The sequence below is a fragment of the Bacteroides zoogleoformans genome (assembly GCF_002998435.1).
Taxonomy (GTDB): domain Bacteria; phylum Bacteroidota; class Bacteroidia; order Bacteroidales; family Bacteroidaceae; genus Bacteroides; species Bacteroides zoogleoformans.
In genome coordinates this window covers 2644118-2670676 of sequence record NZ_CP027231.1, presented here as the reverse complement: position 1 = coordinate 2670676, position 26559 = coordinate 2644118, and the positions used below count along the sequence as shown (strand labels likewise).

Genomic DNA, 26559 nt, shown 5'->3' with positions numbered 1-26559 from the left:
CGGAAAGGGATGGAGGGCTGTCGGCCCTCCCCGGCACTTGCAAAAGGCGTTGGGTTATAGAAGTTCGTTCCGGTCCCGCCCTTTCCGCCCGGTTTCGTCTCTATAGAGAAGCGACCACAACCGCTATAGAGAGGTTGCGCCGGCCATACGCGAGGCTGCTTAAAAGCAACCGGGCGCGATTACGCTACACGCAGTCGCTTCGCTCCCTTTATTCTTGCGACGCCCTCACCTCGAAGCCGAAGCCCCGAAAGTAGTAGTGGTCCAGCGGGTCCACGTAGCCCGAGTGGAAGTACAGGTAACACCCGCTGTGCGTGTCGATCGGCCCCGCCGTCCAATAGTAGGCGCGGTTCCCCACGTTGCAGGGCACTGCGGAACTGCCGTCCCGATAGCCCGACGCAAGGAAAAACACGGTCTCGGTCTTGTTTGAGTTGCAATAGAAGTTCCAACCTTTGTTCCAAGGGCCTTGCACATTGAACTGAGAAGAGTTCCTCGCGTATCGGCCCGTTGTAGTGAAGCCGGTGTAGACATTGCTCGGCGGCATTTTGTAACCTGCGGGGCAAGGGTCGTAGATGGTCTTCACAACAGGGTTGTCGTTGGCGGTGTAAACAGTGTTGTTCGCACTCCAAAGGTTGGCGTATTTATTGTCCATGTGACTATTAGTACAGAACGTATTAGGCTGGGTGATGCCTGAGGTGATGCAGGCATTGCCGTTAGAGAAGCTGCTTTTTGCAGGAATCCGGTTGGTCATGACGTTCCCCTCGGCATCGTACCAAGTCTTATTGATATCCCCCACAAGCACTCCTACGAACGGGTCTTTACGACCCCACTGGTAATAAGTGTTGTTCCCAAGTTCCGTAATGGTATGCGCTTTCTGCTTCACGGTGATGGTCTTCGTGGCGGCAGAAGTGTATCCTGCCGTGGGCCGCTGTTTGAAGCGTACCTGCACGGTGCGTTCGGCGTAGGTCTCCTCCTTTTCGTCGCACCAGCCGAGGTTGACGGTCATAAGCTTATATCGTACGCCCTGGTGGTTGGTGACTTCCTTGTCGGGCGTGGTTGTTCCCGTTGTTCCGGGCTTGTAGTCCGTCACCCAGATGTGCCAGCTCCAAAGCACGGTGTTCGAGGCATCGCGCACCGCCACCACGGCATTGCCCTGCCGGATGGTGGCCTGATTCACCGTAAATTCAAGGTAATGATTGTCGGAAGAGAGGGCCACGTTCGTAACAAGGTTCGGCTCGTCTTGCCAAACCAGCGTGCAGTTGTTGGGCGTGCAGCTTGCATTGTTGTAAATGTATGGGTCGGTAATTCCGTTTCCCAGGTGGTTGATAAACGGTGTCAGCACATTGCTTCCGCTTGCCGTAGAGGTGTAAGCCGAGGTGTTCCATCCCGGATTCGGGCCTCCGGGCACCTTGACATAATCCACGGCGTTGCCGTAAACCAAGGGCAGGCGGTACGTTCCCGGCGCGTTCACGATGTAGCAGTTGGCGGTGCGCATCGGCACGGTGTTGCCCTGATAGTCGTGCGTGGAGAGGTCGTAGTTACTTACCTGCGAGGCATTCCGCAACGCCTCGGTGTGCGTGTCAGGGGTGCTCACCTGCGCCGCCACGGTGGCGGTGTAAACTTCACCTAATTCTAATGCGCTGCTATTCCCTGTCCCGCTTGCGGTGAAGGCAGTGAGCCATGCGGGCGGGTTCGCGTTCCATGTGTTTCCCCCGTCTTCGGAGAACTCCGCTTCCCAGGCTATGGGCACCTTCTTCGTGCTCCCTCCTCCCGACACGGAGGCATAGCTCACCACCCCATACATTTTGTTTCCTCCGGCGTAGGTAAACTCCGCCAGAGCAGTCACCCTCAGCGTGGGCGTCACCACAATGCTGTTCGTGCTGATGCGGTAGGTCACCGTCTTTCCCATCGCCCACGCTCCGGCAATGTTCGCCGTGAGGGGGCGTGTGGTGTTCGTCAGGTTGTCCCTGTACTCTATTTCTATCTGCGCATTTGTTGGCAGGGTCTGGGGCAGCATCATGAAGGTGACGGCTTCGGGCGTCAGAGACGTGCCGGGATCCTGCGGGTCGGGCGCCGTGGCGGCGGGCGAGAGGGTCAGCTCGAAGTTCCTCACCCCGCCCGGGCTGTACCATGCCGGCGAAGCAGTCATCCGCAGGTTGCCCGTGCCGTACACATTCTTCAGCGTAATCTTCGACACCGTGCCCGGCAGCATGTTGTCGCCCGTGACGAAGCGCACGGCCGTCAGCGCATGCTTCATCGCCAGAGCCTCGGCCGTGTTCGTGTTCCCCGGCCTGTCGGTAGAGGCGGCCACCAAGAGGTCTTTCTGGTCGGCCACATCGGACGGCACAATGTAGAACAGGTAAGGCGGGTTGCCCAAAAACCCGTCGTTTAACGCCCTCAGCCCCGGGCTGCCGTAGGGCGCCGAGGCAAAGAAACTGATTTTGCGTGCGGCTCCCGGCCAATAGTAAGAGGTATTCCACCCCTCGCTCTTCTTCACCTTCACGGTGCGCATGTAGCTTGTGGCCCTCCTTCCCGTATAGGCCGACGGCCAGCTGTCCGATGCGGGGTAGACGAACGCCGTCACCGCCATCTCGTCGTACATCGTGGCAGTGGCTACGGGCACAGCCTTCGTGCGTGCCCCGGCGTTTTGTGCGGTTGCGTCGCCTCCGACGCCCTCTCCGGCCGTGCCCAAGCCGTCTCCTATTCCGTCCGTAGTCACGGCATGCAGGTACAGCGGTTTACCGTCTCCGGAAGCCTCACCCTCCAGGGGGATTACCTGCACGGCGGGCAGGGTGTCGGCAGGCAGGCTGCCCGCCTCCGCCCCCGCACTCTTTGTCAGTGCGGCCTGCGCGGCACCACCTTCTTTCCAGAGGTCGACCGCGAAACCTATCCTCTCCCCCGTGGAGGGAGTCTCATCCCGCTCGTCCGTGCAGGCACCCGAGAAGGATAGCAACAATGCCGCCACACCCGCGGCGGCCGTACCGATAAAATGTTTCTTTCCCATTGTTATTCAGTTTTAGACATTATTAGATGTTAGACGTTAGACGTTAGATTTCAGACAAAAGAACTGCCTCTATAGAGACGTCATCGTTGCCTCTATAGAGACGATATGCACGCCTCTATAGAGAGGCGACCGCAGTCATTATAGAGGCGTTGCGCCGGCCATACGCGAGGCTGCTTAAAAGCAACCGGGCGCGATTACGCTACACGCGGTCGCTTCGCTCCCTTTATTCTTCTTGAACCGCCCTCACCCCGTAGCCGTAGCTCCGATCGCTGCCGCTCAGCGGGTACACGTTGCCCGATTCGAAGTACAGGTGCCACCCGCGGCACGTGTAGTCCGGCCCCGCCGTCCAATAGAAGGCGAGGCTCCCCACGAAGTGGGGCACTACGACGTAGTGCCGAAAGCCCGACGCAGGGAAAAACACGGTCTCGGTCCTGCTTGAGTTGCAATAGAAGTTCCAACCTTTATTCCAAGGTTGTTGCACATTGAATTGGCTGGCAGTGCTTATATTGTTTCCTGTTGTAGTGAAGCCGGTGTAGACATTGCCCGGAGGCATTTTGTAGCCTGCGGGGCAAGGGTCGTAGATGGTCTTTACTACAGAGTTATCGTTGGGAAAACGATAACTGTTATTCGCGTCCCACAGGTTATAATATTTATAATCCATCTCATATCCGGTATTGAATGTTTGGGGAGATTGAATACCGGAAGTGATGCAGGCATTATAGTATGAGAAGATGCTTGTTGCAGGAGTCTGGTTGGTCATGACGCTCCCATCGGCATCGTACCAAGTCTTATTGATGCTGTGATAGACGTCGTTTGGATTCTCCAATGCCCCCACGAACGGGTCTTTACGACCCCACTGGTAATAAGTGTTGTTCCCAAGTTCCGTAATGGTATGCGCTTTCTGCTTCACTGTAAACGTCTGTGTCGCCGCCGGCGTGTATCCTGCCGTAGGCTTCTGCTTGAAGCGTACCTGCACGGTGCGTTCGGCGTAGGTTTCTGTCTTTCCGTCGCACCAGCCCAGGTTGAAGGCCATAAGCTTATACTTTTTGTCCTGGTGGTTGGTGATTTCCTTGTCGGGTGTGGTTATTCCGGGCTTGTAGTCCGTCACCCAGATGTGCCAGCTCCAAAGCACGGTGTTCGAGGCGTCGCGCACCGCCACTACGGCGTTGCCCTGCCGGATGGTGGCCTGCCTCACGGCAAACCAGAGTTTGTGCTTGTCCCAAGATAGCCCCACGTCCGTAACAAGGTTCGGCTCGTCCTGCCAGACAAGCGTGCAGTTATCGGGAGTGCAGCCTGCATTGTTGTAAATATACGGGGAGGTAATACCTGCTCCTCGGTGGTTGATAAAAGGTGTCAGCACATTGCTTCCGCTTTCCGTAGATGTGTAAGCGGACGAATTGGTTGTTCCATTCTTTATGGCATTGCCATACACCAACGGCAGGAGGTATACGCCCGGAGCGTTCACAATGTAGCAGTTGGCAGTCCGCCTCGGCACGATCTTGCCCTGATAGTCGTGCCTGGAGAGGTCGTAGTAATTTACCGGTTTGGCATTCTTCAGTGCTTCGGTGTGCGGGTCGGCCGAGGTGCTTGTCTGCGCCGCCACGGTGGCGGTGTAAACATCACCTGATGTGCTGCTATTCCCTGTCCCGCTTGCGGTGAAGGCAGTGAGCCATGCGGGCGGGTTCGCGTTCCATATGCTTCCCCCGTCTTCGGAGAACTCCGCTTCCCAGGCTATGGGCACGTTCGCCGTGCTCCCTCCTCCCGACACGGAGGCATAGCTCTTCACGGTGTAGCTGCCGTTTCCACCTTGGTAGGTATAGTCAGCCGGCGGTGTCACCTCCAATGTAGGCGTAATCCCAATGCTGCTCGTGCTGATGCGGTAGGTAATCGTCTTTCCCATGGGCCAGGTCTTTCCGGCAATGTCCGCCGTGAGGGTGCGGGGCGTGTTGGTCAGGCCGTCGGTGTACTTCACCTCTATCTGCGCCCCGGCGGGCAGGGTCTGCGGCAGCATCATGAAAGTGGCGGCCGCGGGTGTCAGGGGCGTGCCGGGCGCCGGCGGGTCGGGCGCCGTGGCGGCGGGCGAGAGCGTCAGCTCGAAGTTCCTCGCCCCGCCCTGGTTGCGCCATGCCGGCGAAGCAGCCATCGGCAGGCTGCCCGCACTGTACACGCCTTTCAGCGTAATCTTCGACACCGTGCCCGGCAGCATGTTGTCGCCCGTGACGAAGCGCACCCCCGTCAGCGCATGCTTCATCGTCAGTTTCTCGTCCGTGTTCGTGTTCCCCGGCCTGTCGGTAGAGGTAGCCACCAAGAGGTCTTTCTGGTCGGCCACATCGGCCGGCACAGTGTACGACAGGTAGGGAGGGTTACCCGAAGTCCCGTTGTTGAACGCCGTCAGCCCCGGGCTGCCGTAGGGCGCCGAGGCAAAGAAGCTGATTCTGCGTGCGGCTCCCGGCCAATAATAGGAAGTGCTCCACGACTCGCTCTTCTTCACCCGGACGGTGCGCATGTACGACTCGGCGCTCCCTCCCGTATAGGCCGACGGCCAGCTGTCGGAGGCGGGATAGATGAACGCCGTCACCGCCATCTCGTCGTACATCCTGGCGTTGTCCACCGGGGCGGCCTTGGTGGCGGCGCCGGCGTATGGTGCCGCCATGCCGTTGACATCTTGTGCCGCCATACCGTCAACGCCTTGTGCGGTTACGGCCCCGGCACCTTGTCCGTCCGTTTCCTGCCCGATGCCGTCGGTTATCAGCGCATGCAGGTACAGCTGCTCTCCGGCGTCGTCCCCCTTCAGGGCGATGACCTGCACGGCCGGCACGGTGTCGGCCGGCAGCGTGCCGGCGGGCGCTCCGCCCGTCGCAAGCTCCGCTCCCCTTGTCCGTGCGGCCTGTCCCGTCTCTCCCTCTTCCCATAGATCTACGGCGAACCCGATTCTCTCTTCCGAGGAGTATCTTTCCTCCCGCTCGTCCGTGCAGGCAGCCGCAACGGACAGCAACAACGCCGCCGCGCCCGCGGCAGCCGTACCGATGATAAATTGTCTCTGTTTCATAATTAGTAAAAGCCTCTCCCCCGGCCCCTCCCCCATAGGGAGGGGGGAAGGGGGAATGAGATCTGGTGATTTGCGTTATTCCTTCCTTCTCAAGCCTCTCCCCACTCTCCCCTCCCTATGGGGAAGGGGTCGGGGGAGAGGTTTCGGGGAAGAGGCTTTGTGGACGGAAAGGAATAGAGGGCTCCGCGCATCCCTCCGCGCGTCACCCACCCCGGTATTTAAAGGTGTTGGGTAAGAAATCTGCTTCCGGTTCCGTCCTTTCCGCCCGGTGTCTTGATAGGATTCCCTGAAAGGAGATTACATGATTAGGTTCTCATTCTGACCATTCCAGCTTTCCACATCCACGGTAAACTTGATGGGGTCATTCAGAACCTTGTCTCCCGGCTTATTCGGGAAAGGATCCGTCGGGGCTGTCGGAGTAGTGGTACCACCGCCCGGGTTCGGGTTGTCCTGGTTGGGAGGAACCACACCGCTGCCACCGTTACCGCCTGTGCCGTTGCCGAACTCAAGCGTATAGATGTACTTCTTGCCCGGCAGCCACCCGGTGTCAATACCCACGGCAGTGAAAGCGTACTGCCCCTCTACAGCACTCGGGTAGAGGGCGGTATAGTTGCCCGAACTGTCGTTCATGTCGATGCGGCAAAGCACGCCGATGTAAGCCCCGGAAGGAGCGGAAACCGGCACGTACTTGGTGAGTTGCTGCGGAATCATCAGGAAGTTGTTCGTTCCGAACATGATGCTCTGTGCGGTGGCGGTCAGTTCCACTCCCGTCGAGGTGGCGTCCTCTGCCAGGAAGTCTTTCGGCGCGGAGAGGTTCGTCCAGTTCGCAAGGGGCACAGTGTATCCGGCGTTTGTCTCCGCCTGCGGGAAAGCGAAGTCACCCTTGGAGTTGATGGCACCCAATTTCACGCCCATCACCTTGACACGCATATTAGCGTTGGAGCATTTGGCCTTCACCTCAATCTGCGAGAGGATGTGCTTGAAGTTCATGGCCACGCCCGAAGCGCCGTAGGCTGCCTTATCTCCCGCGTTGAAAGCGACCACCACGTCCTTCTGGTTGGCCACCGTCTGTTCGGGCTCGAAGCCGGCTATCTTCTGGTTACCGGCACCGTGGGCGATACTTACCAGCGTGTTGATGCTCACGGGGGCATAAGCCGTGAAATCCAGCGAGCCGGCCGGCCAGTAGTAAATGGAAGCCGTGTTCCAAGTGCCGCTGGCGTCATTCACCGCCAGGTTGGTGAAGTAGTTCGCTCCTCCCGATGTGGGGAACGCCGTCACGTTGAACGAGCCCATATTGGCCAGCGTGGTCTCCGCGCGGGTAGTCTTGCCCAGCGATGTGCGGAAGCCGATGGCGTCACTCAGGTCCACGCTTGTGGTCTCGTCCTGCGAGCAGGCGGCCAGCGCCATGAGCGCCAGCCCTGCATAGAATACATGTTTCTTTGTTCTCATACTTTTTAATGTTTAATTGGTTAATTGATTAATTGATTAATTGGTTTTTGATTGAACGGTCACAATCTTTATCACGATATTGCATGTTTGCTTCATGTTCTTCTGTATATGGATGTCCCGTATGCGGCCCGTGTGCCCGCGCTTAGAGCGTGAGCGTTTGCTCCTCCGTCTCCCAGTCGTCCACCTTGGGGTGGAAGCCTCCGCCGTTCACGATGGGCTTGGGCAGCGAAAGCTTGTCTATGGCGATGCGTATGTGCCGCTTGTCCGGAGCGTCGTTCACCTGGCCGCTCACGTCGTAGCGGTAATAGCGCTTGCTGCCGTCGGCCAGGATGATGTAGATGGTGAGCGTGTGCCCGGTGTCGGCGCTCGCCGACAGGCCGAAGATCTGCATGCTGCCCGTTATCTTCGAGGCTCCGTCGGAGTCGGCGGCGAAAGGCACCGTGCTGCGCACGCCCGAGAGGGTGCCGGCGCCGAGCAAGAGCGAGCCCGAGAGCCCCGAGAGCGAGGCCCCTACCGCCGAGACGTATTTCAGGTTCTCTACGTTCACCACCTCCAAGCTCACGACGTAGGTTTGGGGCTGCACGGGCAGCACCACCGTGCGGACCGCCTTCTCGTCGTCGCCGCGCTCTATGCGTATGCTCCCCAGGCTGCCGCCCCACACCGCATCGGGAGCCGCCACCACCGGCTCGTCGCCGGGGTTCGCCCCGCGAATGTCGCCACGGGAGTTAACCGCCTCGAGCAGCGAGCTCTGGCGTGTGTAGAGCTCCAGCGTCGCGAGGCTCTCCTCGCCGCGCACCTGCACCACCTCGGTGTCGTTGTTCATGTAAACCGCCCGGTAGTTCCCCCAGGGTATCCTGGCCGTGCCGCCCGACGGGTCGGTGAAGTCGCAACGAACGGGCTTCCCGCCCTCCTCGGGGAAGAACCAGGCACACATCCCCTCAGCGTGGGCGTCGGGGGCCGCACTCCAGTCGAAGTGCACCCGGACCTCGGCCGAGGGCAAGGAGGGGTAATAGAGTTCCTTGTGCTCGCACGAGGAAAGCGTGCCGGCGATGAGAGCCGCCGCCAGCGCGGTGCAGACCGTCAGGGCCGCCGCCGCGAGGGACGTCCCGATGGCCCGCAGGCCGCCGGCCCGAACGACGGAGGTATATTTCGTGGCCCTCAGGCCGTTACCTTTCGTCCTTTCCGTTCCCGATGGTGAAGCGCTTCCCGTCTCCATGAATCCGGATGCTCTTCCGCTTCTTGCCGTCATTCCGCTTCTTGTTGTCATTCCGGCTCCTGTTGTCATTCCCATAATCATCCTCCTTTCCTTATTTAGCATTTACCGTTTTCTGTTTCCCGCCCTCGGCGTTGAGGTTGCCGTGCCCCAGCAGCCACACCAGCGACACCTCCGCCTTGGTGGGGCCGAACCAACGGCGCTTCTTGGTGGCCCTCCATACGTAATGGCCGTCCTTGGGGATGTACTCGTGATACTCACCGCCTAAGTAGCCGATGCCCACCGTGAAGTCCAGGTTCAGCCTGCGTCCTATCGGCGCGGAGTAGCCGTAGGCGATACCGCCCCCGTAGCTCCAGCGGTCGCCCAGATAGCCCTTGCCGCCCCACTCTAAGTCGTAGGTCAGCAGCAAGGCGTAAACGCCCACGTGGTGGCCCGTCAGGGGCTTGCGCCCGTAGCCCAGCCAGCGCCGTGCCTCCAGGTCGCCGCCGTAGATGCGGTGGAAGCGGTAGCGGCTGTCGTTTTTCAGCCAGGTATATGCCCAGTTGCCGGCTACCGACCAGCCCCGCCCCAGATAGACCTCCAGCCCGATGTTGGGCACGACCAGGGCGTCATAGAGCAGGTTGGTCTTCAGCGCCATGTAGAAGGGCTTGCGTTCGCGGGGGGCGGAGGGCATGGCGGGCGCCGTGTCGTAGAACGTGTTGTTGACGGTAGTGTTATCCCCGGACGGCACGGACACATATACCGTGTCAAGCAGTCTCTCCGGCTCCGCAGCCGGCAGCGAGATGTAGAGCGGGGCGAGGCGCGATTCGCCCTGACGGAAATAGACGCGCACGGAGTCCGTGCCCCGGCGCGTGTCGGATTCCTGTCCCCGGGAATGCCCGAGGGAAAGCAGGAAAAGCAGGAGGATAAAGGTTCGTTTCATTATTTAGGGTTCACTAATTTATTTTGACCAAAATCTCTGAATTTTCCATTGTATTTACTCTGTGTTTTAAAGTCCGGTTTATGCCCCGCCCCAAAAAGTATTGGAAAATTTGTTTTGAAGTCCAAAATTAGGCAAATGCTGCGATTAAACCGAAGAAAAAAGGAGGTGTCATAGTGACAAATTCCCGAAAAGGAGGTGACAAATCCCCAAAAAGGCGTAAAAGAAGGGGGAGAGGTGGAATATTGAGAAAGAGCGGCTGTCTGTACTCACCCCACCTGTCTCCTTGGCCGGCCAAAGACATTCTTCAGACGCGGATGACGCGGATGACGCGGATTTCTTTATTTTTTAATCTGCGTCATCCGCGTCTGAAAAATCCCGGACGCAGCGTTCCGAACCGTACCAAGTCCGTACCACCTCCGTATCAACTCCGCATAAAGGTACCCTTATGCGGAGTTGATACGGAGGTGGTACGGAGATGATACGTACTTGGTGCGGAGCGGATACGGAGTTGATGCGGAGCAGAACGGCCGATACATTGTTTTTTCTCTTTTTCATAGTGAAGTTATTCATAATCTTCAAATAAAAACTATCTTTGTGTTCGATAATCCGGATATTTTGTAGATATGGAACGACTGAAGACCATCAAAGAACTTATCAACAAGGGCGATGCGGAACAAGCTATCGGACTGCTGGACGAAATGTTACAAACGGACTTCCCCCAGAAAGACGAGGCCTACTACCTGAGGGGAAACGCCTACCGGAAACTGGGCAACTGGCAACAGGCACTGAACGACTACCGCCGGGCCATCGACCTGAATCCCCAAAGTCCCGCCCGGCACGCCCGGCAAATGGCCATGGACATCCTGAACTTCTATAATAAGGATATGTACAATCAGTAATCAATCTTAAAAACGTAAATTATGGCAAAGATGAAAGGAGCAATCGTGGTGGACACGGAACGTTGCAAAGGCTGCAACCTGTGTGTGGCAGCTTGTCCGCTGAATGTGTTGGCCCTCACCAAAGAGGTGAATGTGAAAGGGTATAACTATGCCCATCAGATATTGGAGGATACGTGCAACGGCTGCACTTCGTGCGCCACGGTGTGTCCGGACGGATGTATCTCCGTGTATAAAGTGAAATTAGCATAAACCCGTAAACGAGCAAAATATGGCAGAAGAAATTGTATTAATGAAAGGAAACGAAGCCATCGCGCATGCGGCCATCCGTTGCGGCGCGGACGGTTATTTCGGATATCCCATTACCCCGCAGTCGGAGGTATTGGAAACGCTGGCCGAACTGAAGCCTTGGGAAACGACCGGCATGGTGGTTCTGCAGGCAGAGAGCGAGGTGGCGGCCATCAACATGGTGTACGGCGGCGCCGGGTGCGGAAAGAAGGTGATGACCTCCTCGTCGAGCCCCGGCGTGAGCCTGAAGCAGGAAGGAATCTCCTATCTGGCAGGCGCCGAACTGCCGTGCCTGATAGTAAACGTGATGCGCGGCGGCCCCGGCTTGGGCACCATCCAGCCGAGCCAGGCCGACTACTTCCAGACGGTGAAAGGCGGCGGTCACGGCGACTACCGGCTGATAGCGCTTGCCCCGGCCTCGGTACAGGAAATGGCGGACTTCGTGGAATTGGGTTTTGAACTTGCCTTCAAATACCGCAATCCGGCCATCATCCTTGCCGACGGCGTCATCGGCCAGATGATGGAGAAGGTGGTTCTGCCCGCACAAAAGCCGCGACGCACGGATGCCGAAGTGATAGAACAATGCCCTTGGGCCACCACCGGCAAGACCAAAGACCGCAAGCCCAACGTCATCACTTCGCTGGAACTGAAACCGGAAGAGATGGAGAAGAACAACATCCGCTTCCAAGCCAAATACAAGCTCATCGAGGAAAACGAAGTACGCTTCGAGGAGATACACTGCGAAGATGCCGAGTACCTGATTGTGGCCTTCGGCTCCATGGCACGCATCGGACAAAAGGCGATGGAACTGGCACGTGCGGAGGGCATCAAGGTAGGCATGCTCCGCCCCATCACCCTGTGGCCGTTCCCCACTAAAGCCATCGCCGCATACGCCGACAAGGTGAAGGGCATGCTGGTGACGGAACTGAATGCCGGACAGATGGTGGAAGATGTCCGCCTTGCCGTAAACGGTAAGATAAGCGTGGAACACTTCGGACGACTGGGCGGCATCGTCCCCGACCCGGATGAGATAGTAAACGCACTGAAAGAAAAACTGATTAAGAAATGAACCCGGATAAAATAAGAAACGTACTGAATATTCTGTTCATGATACTTGCGCTGGCGGCCATCATCGTCTATTTTGCGGCAAGGGATGACTTCAAACTGTTCATCTACGTCTGCGGCGCAGCCATATTCGTCAAGCTGATGGAGTTTTTCATACGGTTCACCAACAGATAAGGAGAAGTGATTATGACAAAAGAAGAGATTATAAAGCCCGAAAATCTGGTCGCCAAGAAGCCGACCCTGATGAACGACAACCCCATGCACTACTGCCCGGGATGCAGCCACGGCGTGGTTCATAAACTGATTGCCGAGGTGATAGAAGAAATGGGACTTGAGGATAAAGCGGTAGGCATCTCGCCCGTGGGATGCGCCGTATTCATCTACAACTATATAGACATCGACTGGCAGGAAGCCGCGCACGGACGCGCGCCGGCGCTTGCCACGGCCATCAAACGCCTCTGGCCCGACCGCCTTGTGTTCACCTATCAGGGAGACGGAGACCTGGCCTGCATCGGCACCGCCGAAACGATACATGCCTTGAACCGTGGAGAAAATATCACCATCATCTTCATCAACAACGCCATCTACGGCATGACGGGAGGACAGATGGCACCCACCACCCTCGTGGGCATGAAGACCTCCACCAGTCCCTACGGACGCGACGTGCATCTGCACGGCTACCCGCTGAAGATGGCCGACATTGCCGCACAGCTGGAAGGCACGGCCTACGTGACACGCCAAAGCGTGCAGTCCGTCCCCGCCATCCGCAAGGCGAAGAAAGCCATCCGCAAAGCATTCGAGAACTCGATGGCGGGCAAAGGCTCCAACCTCGTGGAGATAGTATCCACATGCAACTCCGGCTGGAAGATGTCGCCCGAAAAGTCCAACGAATGGATGGCCGAACATATGTTCCCGTTCTATCCGCTGGGAGACTTGAAAGATAAATAATCACGCTAAAGACAGAAGAACAATGAAAGAAGAAATCATTATAGCAGGCTTCGGCGGACAAGGCGTATTGTCCATGGGAAAGATTCTGGCATACTCCGGACTGATGGAAGGAAAAGAGGTGACCTGGATGCCGGCTTACGGACCGGAGCAACGGGGCGGTACGGCCAACGTGACCGTCATCGTGAGCGACGAGAAGATATCCTCGCCCATTTTGAGCAAATATGATGCAGCCATCATCTTGAACCAACCGTCGTTGGAGAAGTTCGAGAGCAAGCTGAAGCCGGGCGGCGTACTTATCTACGACGGTTACGGCATCATCCACCCGCCCACGCGCAAAGACATCCGCGTATATCGCATCGATGCCATGGACGCCGCCAACGAAATGAACAACGCCAAGGCATTCAACATGATTGTGCTGGGCGGATTGCTGAAAATAAAGCCGATGGTGACCCTCGACAGCGTAATCAGAGGGCTGAAGAAGACCCTGCCCGAACGCCACCACCACCTGATTCCGATGAACGAAGAAGCCATCAAGCGCGGAATGGAACTGATCGAGGAGATGAAATAAAACCTCCCGCACCGAAATAACCGCACCGCTCTCTTTCTCAGGCACGGATTTCACGGAGTTGCACGGACTTAATTCGCATAAACCGTGTAGATTGTCCGCAAATTCCGTGCCTGAGTCATAGTGTCGGCCGTCTCTGTCCAAGGCTCCCTTTAAAAGAAGCAAAAAAGGTTGAATTCCATAAGCTAATAATATTTTATTGTATCTTTGCGCCTAATTATGAGACGAATTGCACTGACATACATCTTTCTATCCATCGTCGGGATATGGGGAGCCCTGGCGCAAAACACCCTGAACCCGATGAATAACCGGGACCGCTTCGGCAACCAGGTTGATCCGAGCACCCGGCCGAACAATCTGGAAGACAGCACCGACACGGAAATCAAAAGCCTTCCCCCAAAACTCTATATGTGGCAAATAAGCGAGACATTGGGCGAGCGCATCCTCATGCCTGCCGATACGGTCAGCCTTAACTTCCAGAACAGCAATCTGGTAGAAGGTTTTTCAGGACACTATAACTATTTGGGGAATTTGGGGTCGCCGCGCCTCTCGCGTATCTTCTTTGAACGGAACGCTCAAGAACCGACCATCTTCATGGAACCTTTCTCCGGCTTCTTTGTCCACCCGGGACAAGTGAAATTTACGAACAGCAACATCCCTTATACCAATCTGACCTATTACAAGGCGGGGAATAAGGTGAACGGCGAAGAGCGCTTCAAATCTTACTTCTCCGTCAACGCCAACAAGAGGCTGGCTTTCGGCTTCCACATAGACTACTTGTACGGACGGGGCTACTATCAGAACCAGTCAACCGCACACTTCAACGCAGGCATATTCGGCAGCTACATGGGCGAAAAATATCAGATACAGGGTATCTATAACAACTTCATGCTGAAGATGAACGAAAACGGCGGCATCACAGACGACCAATACATCACGCGGCCGGAGAACATGTCAGGAGGAAAGAAACAATACGAATCGACCACCATTCCCGTAAAATTAGAGCAGACCTCGAACCGCAACAAGGATTTTTACGTTTACCTTGCCCAACGGTATCGCCTTGGATTCACCAAAAAGACGCAGACGATACAAGAGAAGCAACCGCAAGGAGCGAAAGCGGCCGCCAACCACATGCACCATGACGCCGGCAACGACAGCCTGCCCGCAGCAAAAAACGCCCCGCAAGATACACTTGTGACGGAAGAGTTTGTACCCGTCACCAGCTTCATCCATACGGTGAAGGTGGAACGGTCGCGACATCGATTCCGTTCGGGCAGCGAACCTGCCGGATTCTTCCCTAAAGAATATAAATTGTATAACAATCACAGCAACGACTCCACCACGGCCTTCAGTGTAAAGAACACATTCGGCATAGCTTTGCTGGAGGGCTTCAACAAATATGCCAAAGCCGGACTTACAGCGTATATCTCCCATAAATTCAGCCGATATGATTTGATGAATACGGATACACTCACGGATATGAGCCGCATCCGCCATACGGAGCAAGAAGTCTTCTTGGGAGGCGAGCTGGCCAAACGCGAAGGCAGCTTGCTGCACTACAATGTAAACGGTGAAGTGGGTATGCTGGAAAAAGCCATCGGACAATTCCGCATCAATGCCAATCTGGACATGAACTTCCGCCTGTGGAAAGATTCCGTGAATTTATATGCCCGAGGCTATATAAGCAATACCCTGCCCTCTTTCTACATGCGCCATTATCATTCCAATCATTACAATTGGGATAATGACGACATGAATAAAGAATTGCGCACGCGCATAGAGGGAGAACTGAACATTGCCCATTGGGGAACCAACCTCCGGGCCGGTGTGGAGAACATCAAGAACTATACTTACTTCAATCAGAACGCCATCCCCGAACAGCATGGAGATGACATACAAGTGCTGTGCGCCACTCTGAAACAGAATTTCCGGCTGGGGATATTTCATTTGGACAATGAAGTGACCTGGCAGAAGACAAGCAATGAAACGGTACTTCCTTTACCCCGGCTTTCATTATACCACAATCTATATCTGCTGGCCCGTCTGGCAAAGAAGGTACTGACCCTTCAATTAGGCGCCGACGTCAGATACTTCAGCAAGTATCATGCGCCTGCCTACGCTCCCGGCATACAGCAGTTTCACCTGCAATCGACGGATGACCGGGTAGAGATTGGCGGTTATCCCATTGTGAATGTCTATGCCAATCTACAACTGAAACGGACACGTCTATTCGCCATGATGTATCATGTCAATGCCGGTACCGGAAGCTCAAACTACTTCTTAGTGCCCCACTACCCCATCAATCCGCGCCTGTTCAAGATTGGTATCTCATGGAATTTCTATGACTGACAAACCATCGGCATGACTAAAAGCAAACTACTGAAATATGCATTCTTAGGAGTCACGGCGGTGCTGATGGCCCATTATCTGGCCCGACCGAAAGAAAAGCCCCGGAAACATCCGCGCGACTATGCCGAGATTGCCGCCCAAGGCGTCATACATGTAGCTATCGAATACAGCTCCATAGGATTCCATGTAAATGGCGATACGCTGTCCGGCTTTCATTATGAACTGATAACAGCTTTTGCCCGCGACCACGGACTACGGGTGGTCGTCTCTCCGGAAATGAGCTTCGACAAACGGTTGGAAGGACTGGCAAACGGAGAGTATGATGTAATAGCCTATAGCATCCCCGTGACCGGCGAACTAAAAGACTCCTTGCTGCTCACCACGCCCATCCTGCTGAGCAGGCAGGTGCTGGTACAACGAAAACCGCTTAATTCTGCCGACTCATCAAGATTCATCAAGAGCCAGCTGGACTTGGCGGAAAAGACATTGCACGTTGTGAAAGGCTCTCCTTCGATACTCCGCATCCGGAATCTGGGAAATGAAATAGGTGATACGATTTACATCAAAGAGATAGAGAAGTATGGTCCCGAGCAACTCATGGCATTGGTGGCGCATGGCGACATCGACTACGCCGTATGCGATGAGAATATCGCCCGCGCCCTTGCCGACAGCCTGCCGCAGATAGATATCAATACGGCCATCGGCTTCACTCAGTTCTACTCATGGGGGGTAAGCAAGCAGTCGCCTGTGCTGCTGGATAGTTTGAATGCGTGGTTGCCTCTCCCCATATCTCCCCCTCCGCATCGCTCGGCATCCTCCAATCGCTGCGCGGACTAAGAGAAACACTTCCCACTTTCGGCCCATCGGGCAAACAGGAACGCTTGAATTGCTGATTGAAAAAACGGCGGTAGAAAGTCTGCAACCATTTCCGAATGGTCTCCTCATCATATACTCCCTTGAAAGTACGCGCAGCCAAGAAGAAAATCTTGGCAGGCGGGAAACCGCAACGCATGAAATAGTATAGGAAGAAATCATGAAGTTCGTAGGGGCCTACCAAATCTTCGGTCACCTGACTGATGTTGCCGTTTTCATCTGCCGGAATAAGCTCCGGACTGATGGGAGTATCTACGATATCGAGCAGCGTGACACGTGAGGCATCGTCCATGTCATGTTCCGCCACCCACTTCACCAAATGTTTCACCAATGTTTTGGGAATGCCGGCATTCACACCGTACATGGACATGTGGTCGCCGTTATAGGTGGCCCACCCCAAAGCCAGTTCCGAAAGGTCGCCGGTACCTATCACCATGCCCCAAGTCTGATTGGCGATGTCCATCAAAATCTGGGTACGTTCGCGAGCCTGGGCATTTTCATATACCACATCGTGCACATCAATGTCATGGCCGATGTCTTTGAAGTGCCGGATGCAGGCTTCCTTGATGCTGACCTCACGTATTGTCACGCCGAGGGACTTCATCAGGTTGAGAGCATTGATATACGTACGATTAGTTGTCCCAAATCCCGGCATGGTCACACCGATAATGCCTTGGCGAGGCCATCCCAATTTATCAAATGTCTTTACGCAAACCAGCAAAGCCAATGTAGAGTCCAATCCTCCGGAGATTCCTACAACAGCACTCTTGGCATTGGTATGCACCAGACGCCGTGCCAGCCCGGACACCTGAATGGAGAAAACCTCTTCGCAACGCTCATCTAAGGCAATGCCCTGCGGAACAAACGGATGCGGATTGTAGGTACGCGTCAGGTCCAGCGCCTTGCCATTCACTTTTTCGGCAGAGATGCGGACGGCAGGTTCCGAAACACAACGGGCACGACAGGCAGCAAAAGTGGTATTGACTCTGCGCTCGGCACGCAGATAATCCACGTCTATCTCACTCACCACCATCTGCTCCTCGAAAGAGAAGCGTTTGCCCGATGCTAATAAGTTACCATTCTCATAAATCAACCCATTGCCTGCAAACACCACATCCGTGGTAGACTCGCCAAAACCGCACGAGCTGAATACATAGCCGGAGATGCAGCGCGCAGACTGCTGACTGATAAGCGAACGCAGATAGGCATGCTTACCGATGGCTTCAGTGTCGGCCGAAAGATTGAATATCAGTTCCGCCCCTTGCAAAGCCAATGTGGAGCCGGGCGGAATGGGTGCCCACAGGTCCTCGCAAATCTCAATTCCAAACGTGACGTCCGCCGTTTCAAATAACAGATTCTGCCCCATCGGAAGCATCTGCCCGCAGAGGCGTACACTCTTGTCAGAGATTTCGGCGGCCGAAGTGAACCAACGCTTCTCATAGAACTCCTTGTAGTTGGGAAGATACGTTTTGGGGACAACTCCCAGCACCTTTCCTTTCTGAATGACAACCGCTACATTGAGCAACACGCCATTGCACGCTACGGGCATCCCCAATATCGCGATGATATCCAGCCGGCATGTGTCATTGAGAATCTGCATCAGCCCTGTTTCGGCCTCTTCGAGCAGAAGTTGCTGCGCGAAAAGGTCGCCGCATGTATATCCGGTGATGCACAGCTCCGGAAAGACCATGATTTGCACCCCTTTCCGGTGGGCCGTGATGATTTCTTTCTTTATCTGTTCGACATTGAACCGGCAGCCCGCCACCTTAACGCGGGGCACAGCCGCTGCAACTTTTACATATCCGTAATTCATAAAGATGCTTGCTATGTAGATTACCGACGCAAAAGTACGCTATTTTCTTCAATTAAGCCAAAACAATCGGGAGTTTCACGTTCCGAATCTCCGTTGATAAAAAATCATTATCTACAAACAGTCTATCATGTGGCAGAGCCTTTTGCAAACAAACCTCTGAAGTCCCCCGCCGGATTCAAGGCGGTCGCTAAAAAAATATCGAAATATTTTGGTTACTGCAAAGAAGTTCCTACCTTTGCAAGAGAAGTAAAAATGTAACTATTACAAGTTTAGAGAACGAAACAAGATGGATGCCATCAAACGACTGCGAGAACACAGCATAAAACCTTCCCTGCAACGGATAGCCGTCATGAACTATCTGATGGAGCATCACACACACCCCACGGTAGATGAAATATACACAGCATTGGCCCCGGGCATCCCTACCCTGTCGAAAACAACCGTGTACAACACATTGAAGCTGTTGAGCGAACAGGGCGCCGCCCAAACACTGACGATTGATGACAAGAACACCTGTTACGACGCCGACACTTCACCGCATGCCCACTTCTTATGCAAACGCTGCGGAAGAATATACGACCTGCAAAGCAAAGCATTGTGCAGGCAACCGGAAATAACGGATACGGAAGGACACGACATACAAGAAATGCACTACTATTATAAGGGAATCTGTAAACACTGTATCGAACAGGCGTGTTCGGATACAACAAACAATAACTAATTCAACTAATTAAAATCTGAGAAAAATGAAGAAATTTAGATGTACTGTCTGCGGTTACGTTCATGAGGGAGACGCAGCTCCCGAGAAATGTCCTTTGTGTAAAGCTCCTGCCAGCAAGTTCGTGGAAGTTGAAGAAGCAAAAGCCGACGGCCCGTTGGTGTTTGCCGACGAGCACGTAATAGGTGTGGCCAAAGGTTGCGACGACGAAATGATTAAAGACCTGAACAACCACTTCATGGGCGAATGCACGGAAGTAGGCATGTATCTGGCCATGAGCCGCCAGGCCGACCGTGAAGGTTACCCTGAAATAGCAGAAGCCTTCAAACGTTTCGCTTGGGAAGAAGCAGAGCATGCTTCCAAGTTTGCCGAATTGCTGGGCGACTGTGTATGGGACACCAAAACCAACCTTGAAAAGAGAATGAATGCCGAATGCGGCGCATGCGAAGACAAGAAGCGCATTGCCACCCGTGCCAAAGCATTGAATCTGGATGCCATCCACGACACGGTTCACGAAATGGCTAAAGACGAAGCCCGTCACGGCAAAGGTTTTGAAGGATTGTACAACCGTTATTTCAAAAAATAATCCGCCACAATTCTCATAATACGATAAAAAGGAGCCTGTTGGGAAACAGAGGCTCCTTTTTTTTCTTTTTTTGATGTCACGTTTGTATTTCTCATTCGTCATATCAGTGTAAATGGAACTTAAACAATTTCAAATAACCGTTCTTCCACTCCGTGCCAAGCTATTGAACTATGCAAGGAAGCTGACCAATGGACCGGAAGATGCAGAAGATGCCGTTCAGGAAACCTTACTCAAGCTTTGGAACAAAAGGCTTGAATTGGAGAAATACCAAAGCATCGAAGCATTTGCCATGACATTGACGCACAACATCTGCATAGACATGTGGCGAAGCAGACATGATGATAAGTTATCTCTCGACACGGTTCAGGCAACAGCCCCAACAGGCACGCCGGAACGATTATTGGAAATTAAAGATGAAATGCAACTGATGCATAAAATCATCGACTCGCTACCCAACCTGCAACGCACCATCATGCGAATGAAAGATATAGAGGAGTACGAAACGGATGAGATAGCGGCAATTACGGGATGCGGAGCGGAAGCTATCCGGAGCAATCTGTCAAGAGCAAGAAAAAAAGTCAGAGACATCTACCTACAAACCATACAAGAAAGAAAAAGGAGAAACGAGCCATGAACATAGACGAACTGTTGAACAAATACTTTGAAGGAACAACTTCCTGCGAAGAGGAACGTGAACTCCGCCGTTTTTTTAAGAAGGATGACATTCCGGAACATCTCCAAATATATCATCCCCTATTTGCCTATCTGGCCCAAGAAGCAGAAAGCCGGAAAGACCAAAAGGAAGTAAGCGAAAAGGAAAACAGAAGCCTTGAAGCAACGCATGCCCCCCAATCGCGTCTCCTGCATCGCACGCTCTACACACTGACCGGCATCGCCGCCGGATTACTTCTGTTCATAGGAATAGCTAAAACAATATCGCTTCCATCGGTTGCCAAGAATTATGTCATCATCGACGGTCGATGCTATACTGACAAGAAACTGATAGAAGTGAAAGCTTTGGAGGCCTTGCAGAATGCAGGTTTCACCGATGATGATTTAAGCAGCCTGCTGTTTCAGCATTAATATATACCGTGTCATGAAAACAAATATACCGATTTATTTACGAAGCATTTCCCTTTTTGCACTGCTGACTTTCCTGCCGGTCATTGTCCGAGCGCAAGAAGGGCTGCAAATAGCCGGCTTGTTCGACAAGTACGGCGAGCGAACAGACGTCACCAGAGTGGAACTGAATGGCGGTATCCTGAAGTCATACCGAATGACAACCTACAAAAGTCTTGTGTTCAAAAACATAACTCCCTATCAGCAGGTAATACAACAAGCCATCGCCCGCGACAAGCAGAACAATGTAAAAAAAGCGCAGGAGGTAATGGAAAACGGAATTCTGCGTAGCGCTTATTACCAACTGGAAGAGGTGAAACGAAACGGAAAAATACTGAACCGTTACATCATTTTTAAAATAGGCAAAGCATCCATGGGAACGCTTATCTACATTGAAGGCAGCCTTGGCGAAAAAGAGATGCTGGAGATGCTCTATAAACCACAATGACAATTCTCAAAACACATTAAATATATGAAAACCAAGATTATGATTCTGACCTGCCTGCTTGCTGCACCGACAGCCCGCATGGCGGCACAACAGCCCAACAACCCCGAACAGAAAGCTGTTGTAGAAACCAAAGGCGACTCCATCATCATCCGGAAAGGGCAAGGAGACATGCGCATCAAAGTATATGAGGAACAATTAGAGGAGGGTGAAAAAAAAGAGGTGCAGATTTTTGAAGGTGTGTATCTTGAAAAAACGGATGCAGACAGGCGTACGTTTCTGGATGCCCTGCCTTTCATCCCCAGAAAAAAGAGATATAACTCCTATGACCCGCATTGCTCCGGTATATTTATAGGCTATAGTTGGTTGTCAGGCGACTTCTTTTCTTTCGATACAAGCGATAAGATTATGCTCGACTTGTCGAAGTCGTGGGAGTTCGGTTTCAATATATTGGCCACCAGTCATAAGTTCAAGAAGAACCCGCATTGGGGCATCAATGCCGGAGTAAATTGGGGTTACCGTTCTTTCAGCGTGGACGGCAACCACGCCTTGCTGAAAGGAGACGGTAGCAGCATACTCACTGCCGGCAATGAAAATACCCATTACAGCCAAAGCCGCCTCCGCCACTTCTTCTTCCGCATACCCATATTGCTGGAATGGCAACAAAGAATAGGGCAATGCAAACTCTTCTTCAATGCCGGACCTGAAATAGAGATTCGCCATCATGTAAAATCGTTCTCACGAATCAACGAAGGCAAAAAACAGACAATGGGTAAAGGAATGTATGTACGCCCCGTAGGCATAGGCTTGTTGGCGCAAGCCGGTTATGCCAATATAGGCTTCTATTTGCGCTATTCCGCTCAAGGATTATTCCAAAAAGGTAAAGGCCCGGAAGTGTCTCCTTACTCGTTGGGAGTGGCATGGTATTGGTAGTTTAATTTCTGAGTATAAACATAAAACGGCGGTGCCCAAAATCAGAATGACAGCATATACATCATCTGATTCTGGGCACCACCGTTTATGTTTGTTGCTTAAAACTACCGGTTTGTCAATCGAAACAGCTTTTAGAATCGCATTCCCAAAGTAAACAACACCTGACTGCGTGTATTGGTTACTTTAGTCACAGCCGGTCTGTCGTCTGAGAAAGCAAAAGGATATAAGTCCGCTTTCTGAGTAGAATACTTATACGTCAAATCAGCATAAAACGACGTCCCTCTATAACCAATACCCAATGTATAATTACTCAAAGACTTGGCATTGGAAAAGTCAGTATCCGTATTAATCGAGTTTGGAGACAGTACCTTGACCGCATCGGCCCGATAAGCAGCAGAAGAATTGGTATAGCCCATGCGCAGTGCAAACTGAGGAATAACCTTATATTCCGCCCCCACACGAAAAGTGTGTACGCCTTTATCGGTCAACTTTACCTGTTCTGTTTCAAACTCCATCTCATCGCCTTCAGGATAATAGAACTTCATTGAAGAGAGATCTTCATACTCATACTCGGCACCTAAAGCTAAACTACTTCCTACCGTATATCCTAAACTGACATTATATCTCCACGGAGTGCTCAGGTCGAACTCCCGTTTCATATCTTTATCATTCAACTCATAGTAGGTGCTAAACGATTTCTTTTTCTGAAACTGTTCGCCTGTTTTATCATTCTTATACCAAAGGTTCGATTCTATAGCAGCCCTTGTCCTATAAGTCAAGCTATAGTAGGTGGGAGTATGTATTGCCACCCCCAAACGCAACGGCGATTCGGCAAAAGGACGAACTATGACGCCCAATGTGGCATCCCATCCGATGCCTTCAATACCATTTTCACTACTAAGGGTATAAGTATCGCCTATTTTCTTATTTTCCTCCGAATAATAATAGGATTTACGGTAGTCCACATCGTTTGCCCCAACGGTAAAACCAAGATAGACACGATCCTGAACATTCAAAGCGAGATTAAAATCATACCGTTGCACCCCTCCCGTTTCGCGAGAGCGATATTTCGCATAAGGCTCATACCCGAAGTTATAAAAAGGAGCCTTGGGGTTGTCGTCTGTTGCAATCAAATCGGCATCAAAAGCCAAAGCACCCAACCAGCCTACTCTATTATCATCATATGGATTTTTTTGCTTCTCCTTCAACTCCAACAAATCAACCGAGTTATACTGATACATTCTATTTGCCTGATTTGTCATCAAATCTATTTGCGAAAATTTCAATTGTCCGGCCATATCGGTTGTGCGAAAGAATGACTTCTGCTTCTTATAATTAAAAGCAAAATTCACATAACGCAATGCCGTTTGATTTCCCACCTTTGTAGAAAGCACGAAACCCATATTATCAAAGCTCCAGTGATTCTTATCCACATTAAACGTCTGTCCACCGATTTTACTCTCCGTACCGACACTTGAGAAGCTCAAAGAGAACATGGCATCGTTGCTCCGATACAGGCCGATACCTGCCGGATTCGTACCGATAGTCGAAATATCTCCTCCCAATGCCCCCATAGCGCCGCCCATGCCTACAAAGCGGGCGGTACCATTCAGGTCGCTACTTGCAATATTCGTGGCATCGTATGCCGATTGCGCCCTTACACTTACAGCAGCAAGCATGGTTAGGGCCATCATTCCTATTTTCTTTTCCATGATTCGTTCTTGTTTAATACTCAATTATCTTCTTCTGGTGGAACCGCCACCACTGCTGGAACGACGAGTTTCACCTCCACCACCGGAAGAACCGCCGCCGGAAAAGGAGCGAGAGCTGCTGCCGGAAGAAAAGTCGGAAGATGAACGACTGTTACTGTACGAGCGCGTATCATTGTAAGAGCGTCTTGTGGTATTGTTGTCATTAGAATAACTGCGCGTTTCGGAAGACCCTCTGCTATAGCTTGAGCTTCTGCGAGGCGAAGACTCGGTAGAGTATGAACGACTAAACTCGCTTGAACGGTTTACGTCCATCGTACGACGGGTGCTTTCCACATTGTCCCCGTATGAGTTTCTACGGGTACTGCTCGGACGAGTATAAACCGAACGACGAGTGGAAGAAGCATCCATGCGACCGGCCGCTTCCCTACGCACCTCTGAAGAAGATGAGGACGAAGAACGCGTACCGATAACACGACGGGTTCCGTCGCTCGCACTTCTTCTTATGTATCCGGCATTCTCCCGGTCGTTTTGCAAGCTTCTGCGTGCTGTCTCTCCACTGTTGATATATTGTGAAGAGCGGCGAGTTGAGCCTACGTTATTCCGATATACATGAGACGGACCGGACGAACGGCGATTGGTATAAACACTTCTCCTGTCCCGGCCATAGCCTCCTCCCCAATAGTCGCCTCCATGATACCAGCCGCCATAATAAGGAGGATAGTAATGATGATATCCCCACCAGCTACCTCCGTACCAGCCTCCCCAGCTGAATCCAAAGTGCCAGTCCGGGCCATACCAGCCGTTCCATCCCCAGCCATAGTAGGGATAACCGCCCCACCAGCCATAAGAATTGTATCGCCAATCCCACCATAAACGGTTCGTAAATGTTGGGAAAGCATAAGCATACAGACCATCGGTATATACATTCCACTCCCACGAATTCAGCCCATACACCACATCCCAATACAGCGGGCTACTGATGCTGATGGCATAACGGGGATTGCGGAAGCGGATTATACGGGTAGCATACTCGTAATCATCTTCCGAACCTTCGAAACGGCCGCCAACCCACTCTCCATCCGGTTCCGGCTGTTCTTTTTCTTCAATGTACAGCGTGTCATTCTTCATCACAAAGTCATTCTTGCGGGAATCATAACGACGATTGTATTCGTCCACATCACGGACGTTACCCTTACGTCCTTTTACGACAACAGTAGTATTACCCCGTGATGAATATACAGTGGCCGGTGCATCCGACTTTATTACGATCTCCTCCGTCGGCTCGGTTGCTTTCTTCTCTTGCCTCACCTCCTTTTTTTTCTTGGAAGGAACGTAGTAAAGGTCGTCATCTACACTTTGTGCCACCAATGTCCAAGGGAGGCACAAGGCAAAAAGCGATAAAAAAACAATCTTTTTCATACTTATCTATTTTTTGATTTAACACCTATCTATCTCTCCACATCACAAAGATAATGCCGGATTTTTCCTCATACAGCAGATTTTCCCCAAAGTTACATAGGGAATTCCCTAAACACTTGTTCGCCGCACCGAATGTGGAAACAATCTGTCAAACATCAATGCGACTTGCTTACAGAACCGAATTTTTATGCTATCTTTCCTCTAAAGAAAAAAATGATTTCTTTATTATGCCGGTGTAAAAAGCTCATGCTTTTTATGTACTTTTGCATACAAGAAACAAATATAGACAAAAATAAGTTTGTTTCTTACCATCATGCCCCACATTTAACAAACAGCTATATTCCTATGAAATATTTAGAATTTACTTTCCAAACCACCCCATGCACAGAAGTCGTAAACGATGTCCTGTCCGCAGTCTTGGCCGAAGCCGGCTTCGAAAGTTTTGTCGAACAGACCGATGGCATCAATGCCTATATCCAAAAAGACCTTTACAATGAATCGGCTTTGGAGGAAGCGCTCGCAGAGTTTCCCCTACCCGATGTGAATATAGAATACAACTATACGGAAGCAGAAGACAGAAACTGGAATGAGGAGTGGGAAAAAAACTTCTTCCAACCTATCGTTATCGACAATCGGTGTGTTATTCATAGTACTTTTCACAAAGATATACCTCAAGCGGAATATGACATCGTCATTAATCCTCAGATGGCCTTCGGCACAGGACATCACGAAACGACCAGCCTTATCATCGGCGAGTTATTGGACAGTGACCTGAAAGAAAAGTCGTTGCTCGACATGGGATGCGGCACTTCTATCCTTGCCATACTGGCGCGTATGCGCGGTGCAACTCCTTGTACCGCCATCGACATAGACGAGTGGTGCGTGCGCAATTCTCTCGAGAATATAGAGTTGAATGGCGCGGACAACATCGACATATTTCAAGGAGACGCATCTTCGTTGAAAGACAAGGGACCGTTCGACATCATCATTGCCAATATCAACCGTAACATTCTGTTGAATGACATGAAGCATTATGTCAGCCGCCTGAACCAAGGAGGCAGCCTCTTGATGAGTGGTTTCTACGTGAATGATATCCCTGCCATACAAGCCGAAGCCGAAAGCAACGGGTTGCACCTCATGCACCATCGTGAGAAAAATCAATGGGCGGCAATAATGTTCAAGTTGCCATAAAGCCC

22 protein-coding genes and 2 pseudogenes are annotated in these 26559 nt (G+C 52.5%); 15 read left to right on the top strand and 9 right to left on the bottom strand.

From position 1 onward, the window contains the following. Nucleotides 1-208: 208 nt before the first annotated feature. From C4H11_RS11180 to C4H11_RS11155, 6 genes and pseudogenes are all read right to left on the bottom strand, one after another. On the bottom strand, nucleotides 209-3001 hold the full coding sequence (locus C4H11_RS11180; protein WP_106042071.1) for a hypothetical protein: 2793 nt from the start codon (nucleotides 2999-3001) through the stop codon (nucleotides 209-211). A gap of 223 nt (nucleotides 3002-3224) precedes the next feature. Beyond that, on the bottom strand, nucleotides 3225-6050 hold the full coding sequence (locus C4H11_RS11175; RefSeq protein ID WP_106042069.1) for a fimbrillin family protein: 2826 nt from the start codon (nucleotides 6048-6050) through the stop codon (nucleotides 3225-3227). A 297-nt stretch (nucleotides 6051-6347) separates the two neighbouring features. Further along, a complete protein-coding gene (locus C4H11_RS11170; RefSeq protein WP_106042067.1) occupies nucleotides 6348-7499 on the bottom strand; it encodes a fimbrillin family protein in 1152 nt (383 codons plus the stop codon). 142 nt (nucleotides 7500-7641) lie between these two features. Beyond that, a complete protein-coding gene (locus C4H11_RS11165; RefSeq protein WP_164996537.1) occupies nucleotides 7642-8715 on the bottom strand; it encodes a DUF5119 domain-containing protein in 1074 nt (357 codons plus the stop codon). A 91-nt stretch (nucleotides 8716-8806) separates the two neighbouring features. Beyond that, nucleotides 8807-9460 (bottom strand): annotated as a pseudogene (locus C4H11_RS11160) (DUF3575 domain-containing protein); the annotation flags it as partial. A 519-nt stretch (nucleotides 9461-9979) separates the two neighbouring features. After that, nucleotides 9980-10189 carry a hypothetical protein gene (locus C4H11_RS11155; protein WP_106042063.1) on the bottom strand — a complete coding sequence of 70 codons (210 nt, stop codon included), beginning with the start codon at nucleotides 10187-10189 and terminating at the stop codon, nucleotides 9980-9982. Between the two features lie 68 nt (nucleotides 10190-10257). Here C4H11_RS11155 and C4H11_RS11150 point away from each other — a divergent pair, with 68 nt between their 5' ends. From C4H11_RS11150 to C4H11_RS14490, 8 genes and pseudogenes are all read left to right on the top strand, one after another. Then, entirely contained in the window at nucleotides 10258-10533 is a 276-nt protein-coding gene (locus tag C4H11_RS11150; RefSeq protein WP_106042061.1) for a tetratricopeptide repeat protein, read from the top strand. A gap of 21 nt (nucleotides 10534-10554) precedes the next feature. Next, nucleotides 10555-10782 (top strand): 4Fe-4S dicluster domain-containing protein, encoded by a 228-nt coding sequence (locus C4H11_RS11145; RefSeq protein ID WP_106042059.1) that lies wholly within the window; start codon nucleotides 10555-10557, stop codon nucleotides 10780-10782. A gap of 19 nt (nucleotides 10783-10801) precedes the next feature. Next, nucleotides 10802-11887 (top strand): 3-methyl-2-oxobutanoate dehydrogenase subunit VorB, encoded by a 1086-nt coding sequence (locus C4H11_RS11140; RefSeq protein ID WP_106042057.1) that lies wholly within the window; start codon nucleotides 10802-10804, stop codon nucleotides 11885-11887. Beyond that, nucleotides 11884-12057, top strand: a complete 174-nt coding sequence (locus C4H11_RS11135) for a hypothetical protein (protein ID WP_004289818.1) — start codon at nucleotides 11884-11886, stop codon at nucleotides 12055-12057. Before C4H11_RS11140 ends, C4H11_RS11135 begins: the two co-directional genes overlap by 4 nt. Nucleotides 12058-12069: 12 nt before the next feature. Then, a complete protein-coding gene (locus C4H11_RS11130; RefSeq protein ID WP_106042055.1) occupies nucleotides 12070-12831 on the top strand; it encodes a thiamine pyrophosphate-dependent enzyme in 762 nt (253 codons plus the stop codon). A 22-nt stretch (nucleotides 12832-12853) separates the two neighbouring features. Then, on the top strand, nucleotides 12854-13399 hold the full coding sequence (locus tag C4H11_RS11125) for a 2-oxoacid:acceptor oxidoreductase family protein (RefSeq protein WP_106042053.1): 546 nt from the start codon (nucleotides 12854-12856) through the stop codon (nucleotides 13397-13399). A gap of 216 nt (nucleotides 13400-13615) precedes the next feature. Continuing rightward, a complete protein-coding gene (locus tag C4H11_RS11120; protein WP_106042050.1) occupies nucleotides 13616-15745 on the top strand; it encodes a putative porin in 2130 nt (709 codons plus the stop codon). 12 nt (nucleotides 15746-15757) lie between these two features. Beyond that, nucleotides 15758-16522: pseudogene (locus C4H11_RS14490) on the top strand (transporter substrate-binding domain-containing protein); the annotation flags it as partial. On the opposite strand, the gene C4H11_RS11110 reads toward C4H11_RS14490, so the two are convergent. Further along, the gene (locus C4H11_RS11110) at nucleotides 16452-18431 is read right to left on the bottom strand and encodes an NAD(+) synthase (RefSeq protein WP_106042046.1); all 1980 of its coding nucleotides are present in this window, start codon (nucleotides 18429-18431) and stop codon (nucleotides 16452-16454) included. The pseudogene C4H11_RS14490 and the gene C4H11_RS11110 overlap by 71 nt on opposite strands. A 286-nt stretch (nucleotides 18432-18717) precedes the next feature. On the opposite strand from C4H11_RS11110, the gene C4H11_RS11105 reads away from it, so the two are divergent. The 6 genes from C4H11_RS11105 (at nucleotide 18718) to C4H11_RS11080 (ending at nucleotide 22232) form a co-directional block, all read left to right on the top strand. Next, nucleotides 18718-19152, top strand: a complete 435-nt coding sequence (locus C4H11_RS11105) for a Fur family transcriptional regulator (RefSeq protein WP_106042044.1) — start codon at nucleotides 18718-18720, stop codon at nucleotides 19150-19152. 25 nt (nucleotides 19153-19177) lie between these two features. After that, the gene (locus C4H11_RS11100; protein ID WP_106042042.1) at nucleotides 19178-19735 is read left to right on the top strand and encodes an NADH peroxidase; all 558 of its coding nucleotides are present in this window, start codon (nucleotides 19178-19180) and stop codon (nucleotides 19733-19735) included. A 112-nt stretch (nucleotides 19736-19847) separates the two neighbouring features. After that, on the top strand, nucleotides 19848-20369 hold the full coding sequence (locus C4H11_RS11095; protein WP_106042040.1) for an RNA polymerase sigma factor: 522 nt from the start codon (nucleotides 19848-19850) through the stop codon (nucleotides 20367-20369). Continuing rightward, nucleotides 20366-20818, top strand: coding sequence for a hypothetical protein (locus C4H11_RS11090; protein ID WP_106042038.1), 453 nt, complete (start codon nucleotides 20366-20368; stop codon nucleotides 20816-20818). The genes C4H11_RS11095 and C4H11_RS11090 overlap by 4 nt, the downstream gene beginning before the upstream one ends. Nucleotides 20819-20831: 13 nt before the next feature. Next, entirely contained in the window at nucleotides 20832-21302 is a 471-nt protein-coding gene (locus C4H11_RS11085) for a hypothetical protein (protein WP_106042036.1), read from the top strand. Between the two features lie 24 nt (nucleotides 21303-21326). Next, nucleotides 21327-22232: an outer membrane beta-barrel protein gene (locus C4H11_RS11080; protein WP_106042034.1), complete on the top strand. Its 906-nt coding sequence runs from the start codon at nucleotides 21327-21329 to the stop codon at nucleotides 22230-22232. 131 nt (nucleotides 22233-22363) lie between these two features. Here the strand turns inward: C4H11_RS11080 and C4H11_RS11075 are convergent, their stop codons facing one another. Further along, the gene (locus tag C4H11_RS11075; RefSeq protein WP_106042032.1) at nucleotides 22364-23944 is read right to left on the bottom strand and encodes a hemin receptor; all 1581 of its coding nucleotides are present in this window, start codon (nucleotides 23942-23944) and stop codon (nucleotides 22364-22366) included. A 24-nt stretch (nucleotides 23945-23968) separates the two neighbouring features. Then, complete coding sequence (locus C4H11_RS11070) at nucleotides 23969-25363, bottom strand: hypothetical protein (protein ID WP_106042030.1); 1395 nt, start codon at nucleotides 25361-25363, stop codon at nucleotides 23969-23971. Nucleotides 25364-25708: 345 nt separating this feature from the next. Here C4H11_RS11070 and prmA point away from each other — a divergent pair, with 345 nt between their 5' ends. After that, a complete protein-coding gene (gene prmA, locus C4H11_RS11065; RefSeq protein ID WP_106043368.1) occupies nucleotides 25709-26554 on the top strand; it encodes a 50S ribosomal protein L11 methyltransferase in 846 nt (281 codons plus the stop codon). The last annotated feature ends 5 nt before the right edge of the window (nucleotides 26555-26559 follow it).